The sequence below is a fragment of the Cupriavidus necator A5-1 genome (assembly GCF_000744095.1).
Classification (GTDB): Bacteria; Pseudomonadota; Gammaproteobacteria; order Burkholderiales; family Burkholderiaceae; genus Cupriavidus; species Cupriavidus necator_A.
The window spans coordinates 1,884,454-1,896,970 of sequence record NZ_JQLI01000008.1 but is presented as its reverse complement, the minus strand read 5'-3'; the positions used below and the strand labels follow the sequence as shown (position 1 = coordinate 1,896,970).

The window sequence follows — 12,517 nt, the reverse complement described above, 5'->3', positions numbered from 1 at the left end:
CTCGCGGCGGATGGTAGCATAGCGGCCTTCCCGCAGACCGCACCGCCCTGCGCCCTGATTTTGCGCTGTAATGGCGCCCCGCTCCACCATGCTCAGCTACCGTCACGCCTTCCATGCCGGCAACCATGCCGATGTCCTCAAACACGCCGTCGTAGTGCAGCTGCTGGAGCACCTGGCGCAGAAGGACAAGGCGTTCTGGTACATCGACACCCACGCCGGCGCCGGACTCTACACGCTGGACCATGCCTATGCGCAAAAGAAAGCCGAGTTCGAAACCGGCATTTCACGCCTGTGGCAGGCCGAGGCCAGCGGCACCGCGCTGCCGCCGATGCTGGGCGAATACCTCGACCAGGTCCGCGCGCTGAACCCCGACGGCAACCTGCGCCACTACCCTGGCTCACCCTGGCTGGCCTGGCAGATGCTGCGCGACCAGGACCGCCTGCGGCTGTTCGAGCTGCACAGCACCGAAATCCAGGTGCTGCGCGACAACTTCCGCGGCGCCGGCCGCCGCGTGATGCTGTATGACGGCGATGGCTTCGGCGGCATCAAGGCGATCCTGCCGCCGCCGCCGCGGCGCGCGCTGGTGCTGGTCGATCCTTCCTACGAAGACAAGCAGGACTACGCCCGCACGGTCCAGACCGTGCGCGACGGGCTAGAGCGCTTTGCCACCGGCGTCTACGCGGTCTGGTACCCGCAGGTGCAGCGGCGCGAATCGCTGCAGCTGCCGGTGCAGCTGAAGAGCCTGCCGCTCAAGAGCTGGCTGCATGTAGCGCTGACCGTCAGGCATCCGGTCGAGGGCGGCCTCGGCCTGCACGGCAGCGGCATGTTTATCGTCAACCCGCCGTGGCGCCTGAAGGAATCGCTGCAGCAGGCCATGCCGGTGCTGGTCGACCTGCTCGGCCAGGACGGCGGCGCGACGTTCACGCTGGAAGCCGGGGAGAGCTGAGGCGACCCTTGCCTACCGCGCCAGCGGTCCGCGCCGCGCCCGGCTGCGCGCGAGCCAGTCCAGCGCGCACCCGGCAGCCACGCCGACGCTGTCGGCCAGCAGGTCCACCCAGTCCGCCTCGCGGTAGGCGGTCAGCCCCTGCAGCAACTCGATCAGCCCGCCGTAGGCCACCAGTGCCAGCAGCACGGCCGGGCCATGGCCGGCATAGGCGCGCCGTCCCAGCACCGCCAGCACCACGAACGCCAGCAGATGGTTGGTCTTGTCCCAGCCCGTGGTTGGCAGGTGCTGCGTTGGCGGCATCAGCGAGAGCACCAGCACGGCCGTCGCGCACGCCCAGAAGAGCAGGCGCCAGCGGAAAGCGGTCAGGTTCGGGACAGGGAGCGAAGGCATGGGCATGGGATGGGCACGGCGGCGCCATTGGTGAGCCCTCAATATAATCGCCGGCGTGCCTTCCCGGCAGGGCTGGATTCCCGGGGCGCCTTGCGCTACAATCCGCAGCCTCGTTGCGCTGCAGGCATGGGTCGACACGACACCGGGCGCCGGCAGCGGCGGACAGAAGAAAGGCGGGCAGTTCCAGCCGCCTTTTTTGCTTTCCTGTCCGGCGCGCGCCAACGAGCATCGCGGCCGCCCGCCCGGGCTGCGCCGCAAGGACCGCGAGGGTGGCGAAATTGGTAGACGCACCAGGTTTAGGTCCTGACGCCAGCAATGGTGTAGGGGTTCGAGTCCCCTCCCTCGCACCACCCTCCCTTCCTGTGGCGGGCTGACCACATCCCCCGTATCGCCATCGACCTCCCCTTCAGGGCGGCGCTTGTGCCGGCCCTTCCCAAGCCAAAGCGGCCCAATCCTTTCGCGCCGTTTGCGCCCGCGCTATCATTGCAACCGCATATATCGCTATTCGATATCTTCGTATATTGGTGCAATATCCAGTCATCGTGGTGCAGCCATCCCGGCGTTGGTGCCGCATCTGGCCATGACCTCACCCCTGACTGCCGTCGATTTCCGCCGAAACCATGCCGTCCAAGCCCGGCCAACTGCCCTCGCCCGCCCCCGACCGCGATAACCCGCTGTTCAACCAGTCGCTGGAAAAAGGCCTCGAAGTCCTGCGCGCCTTCAGCGGCGTCCATCGCACGCTGACGCTGGCGGAACTGGCCGCGCTCACCGGCATGAACAAGAGTTCGGCGCAGCGTACGGTCCATACGCTGGAGGCGCTGGGCTATGTCGACAAGCATCCGCAGACGCGCCGCTTCCGGCTGACGCCGCAGGTGATGGAGATCGGCTACAACTACCTGGCGGCCGACGCGCTGATCCCGGTGGCGAGTCCCTACCTGTCCCAGCTCGCCGCGGCCGGCGGCGAGACCGCCAACCTGACCGAGCCGGTCGGGCTGGACATGGTCTACGTGGCGCAGCTGATGACCGCCAAGCACATGCCGGTGCTGACGCCGGTGGGCATGCGCATCCCGATGTATTGCACCAGCTCCGGCCGCGCCTACCTGAGTACGCTGCCAGACGAGCAGGTGATGACGATGCTGGCGCAGTCGGCGCGCGCGGCGCGCACCCCCGCCACGCTGACCGACGTGGACGCCATCTTCGAGCGGGTCGCGGCCTGCCGCCGGCTGGGCTATGCCTGCAACGAAGAGGAACTTTTTATCGGCGACATGGGCCTGGCCGCGCCGGTCGTCAACAGCCAGGGCGTGGCCGTCGGCGCCGTCCACGTGTCGCCGCCGGCGAGCCGCTGGACCATGGCCGAGGCCCAGAAAAAGCTGGCGCCGCTGGTGGTGGAATGCGCGTGGGCAATCTCGCGCTCCATTGCCCACTGAGGCCAGCCGAAGCGCAGGCGGCCCGCGCCGGGAGGAGTGGTAGAACACCCTAGTGTCAGCGGCTTTCGCGGACCGCTCCTGCGATCTATTCTGAAGATGGTGCGGCACTACGTGCTTGCGCATGCTGCGCCAGTCCTCACCTCAGCCCCGCGGAGGGCATATGAAATTTCCTGCTTTGCTGTTGGCAGCCACGATGACCGCTGGCTGGTCGTCGTTCGCACAAGCTGCCGGATGCCAGTACGACATGCAGTGCAAAGGGGAGCGGATCTGCCAGCAAGGGCAGTGCGTTTTTCCCGACGCCGAAGAAACAGGGGAAGCCGGCGGGCCATCCCCGATGCCGACGACCAAGCGAATGACGCCGGCGCCTCCGCCGCCGCGCGGATGCTGCACGGTGGCAGGAAAGCTGAAGCTCTCGCCGGCGGCGGCGTCCGACACCAGCCTGGTGATCGGCGACAACTGCCAGGGCATGACGACTTCCGGCAAGCCGGTGCCAGGCACGATCTGCAACTAGGCGCAGTGGGCTGGCCGCGCCGGCCGCCGCCGCGTACGGCCGGCGTGCTAGCGCGCGTGCGCGAGCATGGCCTGCAGCAGCACGTTGGCGCCGGCCTCGACGTGCTCGGGCAGCGCATCCTCCAGTTCGTTGTGGCTGATGCCGTCCTTGCACGGCACGAAGATCATGCCGGTCGGCGCGCGCCGGGCGACGTAGACCGCGTCGTGGCCGGCGCCACTGACCACGTCCATATGCGGCAGGCCGAGCGCCGCCGCCGCCCGCCGCACGCTGCCCACGCATTCCGGCGCGAATGCGCACGGCTCGAACTTGACCACCTGGCGGATCCCGACCTCCACGCCGCCGGCCGCGGCGATGCCTTCGAACGCGGCATGCATGGCCGCGTGCATGCGGTCCAACCCGTCCTGCGACAGGTTGCGGAAATCGACCGAAAACTCTACCCGGCCCGGAATCACGTTGCGCGAATTTGGCGAGACCTGAAGGTAGCCCACGGTGCCGCGCCCGTGCGGCGCCTCGTCGTGCGCGATCCGGTTGACCGCGTCGACCATGCGCGCCGCGGCCAGCATCGCGTCGTGGCGCAGCGCCAGCGGCGTCGGGCCGGCGTGCGCATCCATGCCAGTCACGGTCACGTCGTACCACTGCTGCCCCAGCGCGCCTGAAACCACGCCGATCGGCAGGCCGGCGGCTTCCAGCACCGGCCCCTGCTCGATATGCGCCTCGAAGTAGGCCGCGAACATGCCGCCAGGCACCTCGCCCGCCGGCTGCGTGCCACGGTAGCCGATCGCTTCCAGCGCGCTGCCCACGCTCACGCCATCGAGATCCGTCTGCGCACGCGCGAAGGCTGCATCGAACTCGCCCGCGAACACGCCCGAGCCCATCATCACCGGCGTGAAGCGCGTGCCCTCCTCGTTGGTCCAGAACGCGACCTCCAGCGGCGCGCGGGTGGCGATGCCCAGGTCGTTGAGCGTGCGCATGACCTCGAGCCCGGCCAGCACGCCGAAGTTGCCGTCGAACTTGCCACCCGAAGGCTGCGTGTCGATATGGCTGCCGGTGGCGACGGCGCTTGCGTTCGGGTCGGTACCGGCGCGGCGCGCGAACACATTGCCGATCTCGTCGACGCGCACCTCGAGTCCTGCCTCGCGGCACCACTGCACGACCAGATCGCGCCCCTTTCGATCGGCTTCGGTCAGCGCGATGCGGCACACGCCGCCCCTGGGCGTGGCGCCGATGGCGGCGAGATCCATCAGCGATTGCCACAGGCGGGCGCCATTGATGCGGGGAAGGTGTAGCAGGTCCATGTCGGCTCGCTTGGGTCGGTTGGGTAGGTTGGGTCGGCTGGAGATGGGCACCTCGTTCAGCAAGAAGCAGACCACCGGTCCCCGCTTCGATCCACACATCCGCTGCCATCGCAGTGGCACATGACTTGCTTTGCAGACATCCGTCCCTTCAAGCCAACCCAGGAGCAAGCCTGTGCACCACGATCAGTCCCCTCTCGCGAATGCTCTCAAGTCCGGTCTCAAGTCCGCCGCCGTCATCAGTACGGCTGCGCTGTCGCTGCTGGCCCTGCCCGGCGCCGCGCACGCCGACAAGGTGCTGCGCATCGGCATGACCGCGGCCGACATCCCGCGCACGCTCGGCCAGCCTGACCAGGGCTTCGAGGGCAACCGCTTCTCCGGCATCCCGATGTACGACAGCCTCACGCAGTGGGACCTGTCCAAGGGCAACGGGCCCAGCCTGCTGATCCCCGGCCTGGCCACCGAGTGGAAGGTCGACGCCGCCGACAAGACCAGGTGGGTGTTCAAGCTGCGCCCCGGCGTCAAGTTCCACGACGGCACGCCGTTCAACGCCGATGCCGTGGTGTGGAACGTCGGCAAGGTGCTGGACAAGAGCGCGAAGCAGTTCGATCCCAGCCAGGTCGGCGTGACCGCCTCGCGCATGCCGACGCTGCGCACCACGAAGAAGATCGACGACCTCACGGTCGAGCTGGTCACCTCCGAGCCGGATTCCTTCCTGCCCTACAACCTGACCAACCTGTTCATGGCCTCGCCCACGCAGTGGGAGAAGAAATTCGCCGCGGTGCCGGCCTCGGTCACCGATCCGGTCGAGCGCGCCAAGCAGGCGTGGGTGGCGTTTGCCGCCGATGCGGCCGGCACGGGTCCGTTCAGGATGAGCCGCTTCGTGCCGCGCGAGCGCCTGGAAGTGGTGCGCAATGCGCAATACTGGGATGCCAAGCGCGTGCCGAAGATCGACAAGGTCGTGATGGTGCCGATGCCCGAGGCCAACGCCCGCACCGCCGCGCTGCTGTCGGGCCAGGTCGACTGGATCGAGGCGCCGGCGCCCGACGCCATCGCCCAGATCAAGAGCCGCGGCTTCCAGGTCTACGCCAATGCGCAGCCGCATATGTGGCCGTGGCAGCTGTCGTTCACGCCCGGCTCGCCCTGGCTGGACAAGCGCGTGCGTCAGGCCGCCAACCTCTGCGTCAACCGCAGCGGCCTGAAGACGCTGCTGGGCGGGTACATGGCCGAGGCCAAGGGCATCGTCGAGGCCGGCAACCCGTGGTGGGGCAATCCAAAGTTCGATATCAAGTACGACCCGGCCGCCGCGAAGAAGCTGATGCAGGAGGCCGGCTACTCCGCCGCCAGGCCGGTCAAGGTCAAGGTGCAGGTGTCGGCGTCGGGCTCCGGGCAGATGCAGCCGCTGCCGATGAACGAGTACGTGCAGCAGAATCTGAAGGAGTGCTTTATCGACGTCGACTTCGACGTGGTCGAGTGGAACACGCTCTTCACCAACTGGCGCGTCGGCGCCAAGGACGCCAGCGCGCACGGCGCCAACGCCATCAATGTCAGCTTCGCGGCGATGGACCCGTTCTTTGCGATGGTGCGCTTCGTCAGCACCAAGACCCAGCCGCCGGTTTCCAACAACTGGGGCTACTTCGGCAATGCCGAGTTCGACAAGCTGATCGAGAGCGCACGCATGTCCTTTGACGAGAAATCGCGCGACGCCGCGCTGGCCAGGCTGCACGCCCGCATCGTCGAGGAGTCGCCGTTCGTGCTGATCGCGCATGACGTCGGCCCGCGCGCGATCTCGAAGAAGGTCAAGGGCGTGGTCCAGCCGCAAAGCTGGTTTATCGATATCGCGACGATGTCGATGGACTGAGCGCGCAACACCCTACGGACGCCGCGCGGCTGCCCTGTGCCGCCGCGCGGGCCGGCAATCCCGCCATGTCTGACCCGGCGTGCCACGCGTTGCGCGCGCACGCCGCAACTTGCCGGACCTTCCCATGCAATACTTGTTCCGCCGCATCCTGTATGCCATCCCGATCCTGCTCGGGGTGGCGCTGCTGTGCTTCTCGCTGGTCCATATCGCCCCGGGCGATCCGCTGGTGTCGGTGCTGCCGCCCGATGCCTCGGAGGAACTGCGGCGCCAGCTCACCGCGCTCTACGGCTTCGACAAGCCTTTCCTGGAGCAATTCGTACACTGGCTCGGCCGCGCGCTGCAGGGCGACCTGGGCACCTCCATCGCCACCAGCCGGCCGGTCATGGCAGAGGTTGGCGCCGCCGTGGTCAATTCGCTGCGGCTCGCGACCGTCGCCACGCTGATCGGCTTCAGCTTCGGCTGCCTGTTCGGCTTTGTCGCCGGTTACCTGCGCGATTCGGTGGCCGACCGCACCGCGTCGCTGCTGTCGGTGCTGGGCGTCAGCATCCCGCACTACTGGCTCGGCATGGTGCTGGTGATCGCCTTCTCGGTGGTGCTGGGCTGGCTGCCGGCGACCGGCGCCGGTCCGGGCGGCTCGGGCGACTGGGCGTGGGACTGGGAGCATATGCAATACATGCTGCTGCCGGCGGTAACCATGTCGGTGATCCCGATGGGCATCGTCGCGCGCACGGTGCGCGCGCTGGTGGCGGAAATCCTCGCCAACGAGTTCATCGTCGGCCTGCGTGCGCGCGGCCTGTCTGACCTGGCCGTATTCCGCCACGTGGTGAAGAACGTGGCGCCAACCGCGCTGTCGGTGATGGGCCTGCAGCTCGGCTACCTGCTGGGCGGTTCGATCCTGATCGAGACCGTGTTCTCCTGGCCCGGCACCGGCTTCCTGCTCAACGCCGCCATTTTCCAGCGCGACTTCCCGCTGCTGCAAGGCACCATCCTCGTGCTGGCGGTGTTCTTCGTGCTGCTCAACCTGCTGGTCGACGCGCTGCAGACGCTGTTCGACCCGCGTATCCAGCGCAGCTAGCGCAAAGGAGCCGCCATGGAAATGACGCTCGACGACTCGCCCGCCGCGGCCGCGGTGCAGCGCTCGCCCGGCTACTGGGCCACGGTGGGCCGGCGCCTGCTGCGCAACAGGCTCGCCATGCTGGCCGCGCTGGTGCTGCTGGCGCTGGTGCTGATGGCGCTGTTCGCGCCGGTACTGATGCCGGCCGACCCCTATGCCTCGTCCATCCTCAAGCGACTGAAGCCAATCGGCACCGAGCACTTTCCGCTGGGCACCGACGAGCTGGGCCGCGACATGCTGTCGCGACTGATGCTGGGCGCGCGGCTGTCGCTGTTCATGGGCATTACGCCGGTGCTGCTGGCCTTTGTCATCGGCAGCGCGCTGGGTATCGTTGCCGGCTATGCCGGCGGCTGGACCAATACCGTGATCATGCGGCTTACCGACATCCTGTACGCGTTCCCGTCGGTGCTGCTGGCGATCGCGCTGTCGGGCACGCTGGGCGCCGGCGTGGGCAACGCGCTGCTGTCGCTGACCATCGTCTTTATCCCGCAGATCGTGCGCGTGGCGGAAAGCGTCACGACCCAGGTGCGCAACCGCGAGTTCGTCGATGCGGCGCGGGCCTCGGGCGCGTCGTCGCTGACCATCGTACGCGCGCATGTGCTGAACAATGTGCTGGGCCCGATCTTTGTCTATGCCACCGGCCTGATCTCGGTGTCGATGATCCTGGCCTCTGGCCTGTCCTTCCTCGGCCTGGGCGTCAAGCCGCCGGAGCCGGAATGGGGCCTGATGCTTAACACGCTGCGCACGGCGATCTACACCCAGCCATGGGTTGCCGCCCTGCCCGGCGCGATGATCTTCCTGACTTCGGTCTCGTTCAACCTGCTGGCCGACGGCATCCGCTCGGCCATGGAAATCAAGGACTGAACCATGACAGCACTGATGCAGGCCCCTCCTCCCCTGGCTGGCCGCGACGTCGGCGGCCCGGCCCAGCCGCTGGTGATCGCCAGCAATCTGGTCAAGCACTTTCCCATCAGGTCCGGCGTGCCGGGGCTGCGCAAGCGCGCCGCGTCGGTACGTGCCGTCGACGGTGTCAGCTTTGACGTGCTCAAGGGCGAGACCCTTGGCGTGGTCGGCGAGTCCGGCTGCGGCAAGTCCACCACCGCGCGGTTGCTGATGCAGCTGACCGGGCAGGACAGCGGCGAGCTGATCTTCGACGCGCTCGGCGTCGGCTCCGCCCAGCTGCCGCTGAAGCAGTTCCGCAGCCAGGTGCAGATGGTGTTCCAGGACAGCTATTCGTCGCTGAACCCGCGCCTGACCATCGAGGAATCGATTGCCTTCACCCCGCGCGTGCATGGCGTTCCGGCGCGCGAGGCCACCGAGCGCGCGCGCTACCTGCTGCAGCGCGTCGGGCTGGAGCCGGCGCGCTTTGCCGGGCGCTATCCGCACGAACTCTCGGGCGGACAGCGCCAGCGCGTCAATATCGCCCGCGCGCTGGCGCTGCGCCCGCGGCTGGTGATCCTGGATGAGGCGGTGTCGGCGCTCGACAAGTCGGTGGAAGCGCAGGTGCTGAACCTGCTGCTCGACCTGAAGGCGGAGTTCGACCTGACTTATGTCTTTATCAGCCACGACCTCAATGTGATCCGCTACCTGTGCGACCGGGTGATGGTGATGTACCTGGGCAAGGTGGTGGAGATCGGCGCTACCGAGACCATCTACCGCCACCCGGCGCATCCATACACGCGCGCGTTGCTGGCTTCCATGCCGTCGATGGACCCGGATCGCCGCACCGAGGTGGCGCCGCTGGCGGGCGACCCGCCCAACCCGATCAACCCGCCGTCCGGCTGCAGCTTCCATCCGCGCTGCGCCATGGCGCAGGACGTCTGCGCACGGCGCGAGCCGCAGCTGACCGACGTGGTCGCCGGACATCCGGTGTCCTGCCTGCTGGCCACCGCGCCCTGAGGAGCCCTCATGTCCGCAACCCCGCAAAACACCCCGCCCGGCGCGCCGATGATCTCGGTCCGGGACCTGCGTGTCGCCTTCTCCGGCGGCGACAAGACCATCCGTGCCGTCAACGGCGTCTCGCTCGACGTCGGCGCCGGCGAGGCGGTGGCCCTGATCGGCGAATCCGGCTCGGGCAAGAGCGTCACGCTGCGCGCGCTGATGCGCCTGCACCCACCGCGCCGCACCCGCATGGAAGGCCAGGTCCGTGTCGACGGCGCCGATGTCATGTCGCTCGACAAGCAAGCACTGGCGCGCCTGCGCGGCGGTACGGTGGCGATGGTGTTCCAGGAACCGCTGCTGGCGCTGGACCCCGTCTACACCGTCGGGCAGCAGATCGTCGAGTGCATCCGCACCCACGACAAGGTCTCAGCCGCCGAGGCGCGCCAACGCGCGCTGAAGGCGCTCGAGTCCGTGCGCATTCCCAGCGCGGAACGGCGCCTGGCCGCCTATCCGCACGAGATGTCGGGCGGCATGCGCCAGCGCGCGATGATCGCGCTGGCGCTGTCTGCGCGCCCGAAAATCCTGCTGGCCGACGAGCCCACCACCGCGCTTGACGCCACCGTGCAGATCCAGGTGCTGATCCTGCTGCGCGAGCTGCAGCGCGAGCTGGGCCTGTCCATCGTCTTCGTCACCCACGACATCGGCGCGGCGGTGGAGATCGCCGACCGTGTCGCGGTGATGTACGGCGGGCGCATCGTCGAGGAAGGCCCGATCCGCACGATCATGCGCGAGGCACGCCACCCGTACACCATCGCGCTGCTGCAAAGCCGCCAGCATGGCATGGCGCGCGGCCAGCGGCTGCAGACCATCGGCGGCGCCCCGCCCGACCTTGCCGCGCTGCCGCCGGGCTGCACCTTCGCGCCGCGCTGCCCGCATGCGCGCCCGGCATGCCTGGCCGAGGTGCCGCAGCCGTCGGCCGTCGGCGCCGGCCACCGCGTGACTTGCGTGCTGGCCGCCGAACCGGCAGTCGCCACGGCGGCATAAGCGTACTGAACACCAACGCTCCCAGGATTCATCCATGACGCTCGCCACCCATCCCGCCCGTGCCTTCATGCCCTACCCGGACGCCGCCGTCCCACACGCCGCCGGCGGCCCGCTGCAGGGTCTGACCTTCGCCGTCAAGGACCTGTTCGACGTCGCCGGCTACCCGACCGGCGGCGGCAACCCGCACGTGCTGGCGCGCTCAGGCATCAAGACCGCCACCGCGCCCGCAGTGCAGCGGCTGCTGGACGCCGGCGCCACCTTCGTCGGCAAGACCCACACCGACGAGCTCGCCTTCTCGATGAACGGCCAGAACGCCCACTACGGCCGCCCGGTCAACGGCGCGGCACCGGATCGCATCACCGGCGGCTCGTCGTCGGGCTCGGCCGCGGCCGTGTCCAACGGGCTGTGCGACTTTGCGCTGGGCTCCGACACCGGTGGCTCGGTGCGCGCGCCGGCCAGCCACTGCGGCCTGTTCGGCATCCGGCCCACGCACGGGCGCATTTCGCTGGAGCGCTGCCTGCCGCTGTCGGAGAGCCTGGATACCTGCGGCTTCTTCGCGCGCGACATCGGCACCTTTGCGCGCGTGGCCGACGTGATGTTCGGCGCCGACCCGGCACCGCTGCCAACCGCGCCGCGCTTGCTGATTGCGACCGACCTCTTCACCCAGCCGACGCCCGAGGCGCGCGAGGCACTGGTGCCGGCCATCGCCAGGATCGAGGCCGCGCTCGGCAAGGCGTCGCCGGTGACGGTAGCCGACCGGCCGCTGTCCGAGCTGTGGTGGGCGTTCCGCTACGTGCAAGGATGGGAGGCGTGGCAGAGCGACGGCGCGCTGATCGAGCAATATGGACTGGAGCTTGGCGCCGACGTCGCGGCGCGCTTCGCCTACTCCAAAGCCGTCACGCGCACGCAATTGGAAGAAGCCAGCGCCGTGCGGCGCGACTTCACCGCGCACCTGGGCCGGCTGCTGGGCCAGGACGGCGTGCTGGTACTGCCGACCATGCCTGATATCGCCCCGCTGCGCGCCGAGCCGATCAAGTCGCTGGAGACCTACCGCAACCTCGCCGCCCACACGCTGTGCCTGACGCCGCTGACCGGCTTCCCGCAACTGAGCCTGCCGCTTGCGGGCCGCGACGGCGCCCCGCTGGGCATCTCGCTGCTCGGGCCCGCCGGCAGCGACCGCAGCCTGGTCGCGCTGGCCGAGGCTATCATGGCGAAACAGGCGTGAGTCAAACAAGGACGGAATATGGCCCGCATCCGCATCACCGCTGGCGGCTACAACTTTGTCGCCGAGACCAACCCCGACGCCCCGAAGACCGTCGAAGCCTTCCTCAAACTGCTGCCCTACCGCGAAAAACTGATCCACGTGCGCTGGAGCGGCGAAGGCTGCTGGATCCCTTTGGGCGAATTCCGCCTCGGCGTGGATTTCGAGAACCACACCAGCCACCCGTCCGTGGGCGATATCCTGTTCTACCCGGGCGGCTACAGCGAGACCGAGATCATCCTGGCCTACGGCAGCTGCTGCTTCGCCAGCAAGATGGGGCAACTGGCCGGCAACCATTTCCTGACCCTCGTCGAGGGCAAGGAAAACCTGCGGGCGCTGGGGACCAAGGTGTTGTGGGAAGGCGCGCAGGATATCGAATTCGCGCTCGCGTGACGCTGACGTCTCGCCGCGGCGGATAAGCCGCAAAGCCACGCCCACCCGCTTCAGGGGGGCTGCCGCTGGCCCGTGCCGCCAGCCGGTGGGGCGCTCCTACAATGCCCTCAACGCATCGGCGCGCCCCCGCCGCGCCGGCTGCCCCTGAGGAACCCAGCATGCCCCACGCCGGCGCGCCCCGCGGCGACGTCCCCCGAAGGCGCGCCAGACCGAAGCCCGCCGCCAGCGCTGCGTGGTGATCCAGGGTCCCGCCGGCTGCGCCAAGACAAGCACGCTGGTGGCGTGGCGCGGGCAGTCGTTGCTGTCGCAGCCACAGGCCGCCGTCACCGACTTCGTGCGAGAGACGCTCGCCGCCTGACACCGCCACGCCACCACTCGCCGGTAACTGTGTTCAAGG

At 68.6% G+C, this 12,517-nt stretch carries 13 protein-coding genes and 1 tRNA gene; 12 read left to right on the top strand and 2 right to left on the bottom strand.

Annotation, left to right across the window (positions count from 1 at the left end; genetic code table 11):
• Positions 1 to 88: 88 nt before the first annotated feature.
• The gene (locus K307_RS32935; RefSeq protein WP_042887692.1) at positions 89 to 946 is read left to right on the top strand and encodes a 23S rRNA (adenine(2030)-N(6))-methyltransferase RlmJ; all 858 of its coding nucleotides are present in this window, start codon (positions 89 to 91) and stop codon (positions 944 to 946) included.
• A 12-nt stretch (positions 947 to 958) separates the two neighbouring features.
• On the opposite strand, the gene K307_RS32930 is transcribed toward K307_RS32935, so the two are convergent.
• Complete coding sequence (locus tag K307_RS32930) at positions 959 to 1,336, bottom strand: VanZ family protein (protein WP_042887690.1); 378 nt, start codon at positions 1,334 to 1,336, stop codon at positions 959 to 961.
• Positions 1,337 to 1,599: 263 nt separating this feature from the next.
• Between K307_RS32930 and K307_RS32925 the strand changes: the two genes are divergently transcribed.
• The 3 genes from K307_RS32925 to K307_RS32915 all read left to right on the top strand — a co-directional run bounded on the left by K307_RS32925 (position 1,600) and on the right by K307_RS32915 (position 3,274).
• Positions 1,600 to 1,686, top strand: a tRNA-Leu gene (locus K307_RS32925).
• A 270-nt stretch (positions 1,687 to 1,956) separates the two neighbouring features.
• Positions 1,957 to 2,763, top strand: a complete 807-nt coding sequence (locus K307_RS32920) for an IclR family transcriptional regulator (protein ID WP_051975264.1) — start codon at positions 1,957 to 1,959, stop codon at positions 2,761 to 2,763.
• Between the two features lie 160 nt (positions 2,764 to 2,923).
• Positions 2,924 to 3,274 carry a hypothetical protein gene (locus K307_RS32915; protein ID WP_042885155.1) on the top strand — a complete coding sequence of 117 codons (351 nt, stop codon included), beginning with the start codon at positions 2,924 to 2,926 and terminating at the stop codon, positions 3,272 to 3,274.
• Positions 3,275 to 3,321: 47 nt separating this feature from the next.
• Here K307_RS32915 and K307_RS32910 read toward each other — a convergent pair whose 3' ends face one another.
• Positions 3,322 to 4,569, bottom strand: coding sequence for a Zn-dependent hydrolase (locus K307_RS32910; RefSeq protein ID WP_042885153.1), 1,248 nt, complete (start codon positions 4,567 to 4,569; stop codon positions 3,322 to 3,324).
• Positions 4,570 to 4,741: 172 nt separating this feature from the next.
• Here K307_RS32910 and K307_RS32905 point away from each other — a divergent pair, with 172 nt between their 5' ends.
• The 8 genes from K307_RS32905 to K307_RS50440 all read left to right on the top strand — a co-directional run bounded on the left by K307_RS32905 (position 4,742) and on the right by K307_RS50440 (position 12,478).
• Complete coding sequence (locus K307_RS32905) at positions 4,742 to 6,427, top strand: ABC transporter substrate-binding protein (RefSeq protein WP_042885152.1); 1,686 nt, start codon at positions 4,742 to 4,744, stop codon at positions 6,425 to 6,427.
• Between the two features lie 124 nt (positions 6,428 to 6,551).
• A complete protein-coding gene (locus K307_RS32900) occupies positions 6,552 to 7,502 on the top strand; it encodes an ABC transporter permease (RefSeq protein WP_042885151.1) in 951 nt (316 codons plus the stop codon).
• A 15-nt stretch (positions 7,503 to 7,517) separates the two neighbouring features.
• Positions 7,518 to 8,405, top strand: coding sequence for an ABC transporter permease (locus K307_RS32895; RefSeq protein ID WP_042885150.1), 888 nt, complete (start codon positions 7,518 to 7,520; stop codon positions 8,403 to 8,405).
• Positions 8,406 to 8,408: 3 nt separating this feature from the next.
• A complete protein-coding gene (locus K307_RS32890; protein ID WP_051975263.1) occupies positions 8,409 to 9,440 on the top strand; it encodes an ABC transporter ATP-binding protein in 1,032 nt (343 codons plus the stop codon).
• Positions 9,441 to 9,449: 9 nt separating this feature from the next.
• Positions 9,450 to 10,466, top strand: coding sequence for an ABC transporter ATP-binding protein (locus K307_RS32885; protein ID WP_042885149.1), 1,017 nt, complete (start codon positions 9,450 to 9,452; stop codon positions 10,464 to 10,466).
• A gap of 34 nt (positions 10,467 to 10,500) precedes the next feature.
• Positions 10,501 to 11,691, top strand: coding sequence for an amidase (locus K307_RS32880; protein ID WP_042885146.1), 1,191 nt, complete (start codon positions 10,501 to 10,503; stop codon positions 11,689 to 11,691).
• Positions 11,692 to 11,709: 18 nt separating this feature from the next.
• A complete protein-coding gene (locus K307_RS32875) occupies positions 11,710 to 12,120 on the top strand; it encodes a DUF3830 family protein (RefSeq protein ID WP_042885144.1) in 411 nt (136 codons plus the stop codon).
• A gap of 235 nt (positions 12,121 to 12,355) precedes the next feature.
• Positions 12,356 to 12,478 carry a hypothetical protein gene (locus tag K307_RS50440; RefSeq protein ID WP_268989232.1) on the top strand — a complete coding sequence of 41 codons (123 nt, stop codon included), beginning with the start codon at positions 12,356 to 12,358 and terminating at the stop codon, positions 12,476 to 12,478.
• Positions 12,479 to 12,517: the final 39 nt, after the last annotated feature.

Excerpts from the sequence above, each read along its gene's own strand:
- K307_RS32935 (WP_042887692.1), top strand. The coding sequence starts at position 89 with ATGCTCAGCTACCGTCACGCCTTCCATGCCGGCAACCATGCCGATGTC.
- K307_RS32930 (WP_042887690.1), bottom strand. The coding sequence starts at position 1,336 with ATGCCTTCGCTCCCTGTCCCGAACCTGACCGCTTTCCGCTGGCGCCTG.
- K307_RS32920 (WP_051975264.1), top strand. The coding sequence starts at position 1,957 with ATGCCGTCCAAGCCCGGCCAACTGCCCTCGCCCGCCCCCGACCGCGAT.
- K307_RS32915 (WP_042885155.1), top strand. The coding sequence starts at position 2,924 with ATGAAATTTCCTGCTTTGCTGTTGGCAGCCACGATGACCGCTGGCTGG.
- K307_RS32910 (WP_042885153.1), bottom strand. The coding sequence starts at position 4,569 with ATGGACCTGCTACACCTTCCCCGCATCAATGGCGCCCGCCTGTGGCAA.
- K307_RS32900 (WP_042885151.1), top strand. The coding sequence starts at position 6,552 with ATGCAATACTTGTTCCGCCGCATCCTGTATGCCATCCCGATCCTGCTC.
- K307_RS32895 (WP_042885150.1), top strand. The coding sequence starts at position 7,518 with ATGGAAATGACGCTCGACGACTCGCCCGCCGCGGCCGCGGTGCAGCGC.
- K307_RS32890 (WP_051975263.1), top strand. The coding sequence starts at position 8,409 with ATGACAGCACTGATGCAGGCCCCTCCTCCCCTGGCTGGCCGCGACGTC.
- K307_RS32885 (WP_042885149.1), top strand. The coding sequence starts at position 9,450 with ATGTCCGCAACCCCGCAAAACACCCCGCCCGGCGCGCCGATGATCTCG.
- K307_RS32880 (WP_042885146.1), top strand. The coding sequence starts at position 10,501 with ATGACGCTCGCCACCCATCCCGCCCGTGCCTTCATGCCCTACCCGGAC.
- K307_RS32875 (WP_042885144.1), top strand. The coding sequence starts at position 11,710 with ATGGCCCGCATCCGCATCACCGCTGGCGGCTACAACTTTGTCGCCGAG.